This is a genomic window from Desulfovibrio sp. SGI.169 (assembly GCF_050313595.1).
Taxonomy (GTDB): domain Bacteria; phylum Desulfobacterota; class Desulfovibrionia; order Desulfovibrionales; family Desulfovibrionaceae; genus Desulfovibrio.
In genome coordinates this window covers 1-633 of sequence record NZ_JBNPLS010000083.1, presented here as the reverse complement: position 1 = coordinate 633, position 633 = coordinate 1, and the positions used below count along the sequence as shown (strand labels likewise).

Below are 633 nucleotides of genomic sequence, written 5' to 3'. Positions count from 1 at the left end.
GATGTGGTTGTCAGTGTCGACCAGTACGCCCTGCTGCGGAATGCCAGCTCCACGGACGCAGTAAAGGTGGATATAGCTTCCGCTATCACCACGCCTACCACTCTTAGCCTGAGTGACGCTCAAGATACGGTGGCCGTGGGCGCAAAGCCCACTACTGGAAAACTGACCGTGGAACACTTCTCCGTGGGCAAGCGGGGGGATGTGCTGCAACTTACGGAGACGGATACTGCCCTTAAAGCAAGCATGGTGAATCTGACATCGGACTACACTGTGGCAACCGGCACAATCACTGTTGCTGATGACACCATTCTTCTTCTGAAAGCTGGCGATGTTGACCTCGCGTCAATCAAGTTTGGCGCCTCCGCCGCCAACAAGGCCGGCGTTGCCGTGCAGACCGAAACAGGCATTACAGTCTATACTGTTTCCAATACCGCTGCGGTGCTCGCCAACGGGAAAGATTTTGCCATTGATCTCGCCGGCGTGGATCTCACAGACTTCGTGACCGGCAATCTGGAGATCACCGCTTAAGCTAGCGACAGCCTTCCCTTTCCCCCTCCCGGTTCCTCCCTCGCCTCCCGCGAAAGGAACCGGGAGGGGGACTTCCCATACATTCCCTCTTGCCGGCAGTGCCAT

At 56.9% G+C, this 633-nt stretch carries 1 protein-coding gene; it reads left to right on the top strand.

What is annotated here, in order from left to right:
• Positions 1-528 (top strand): hypothetical protein (locus tag ACQRA4_RS13870; protein WP_427823635.1); only part of this gene is annotated, 528 nt, incomplete at its 5' end.
• Positions 529-633: the final 105 nt, after the last annotated feature.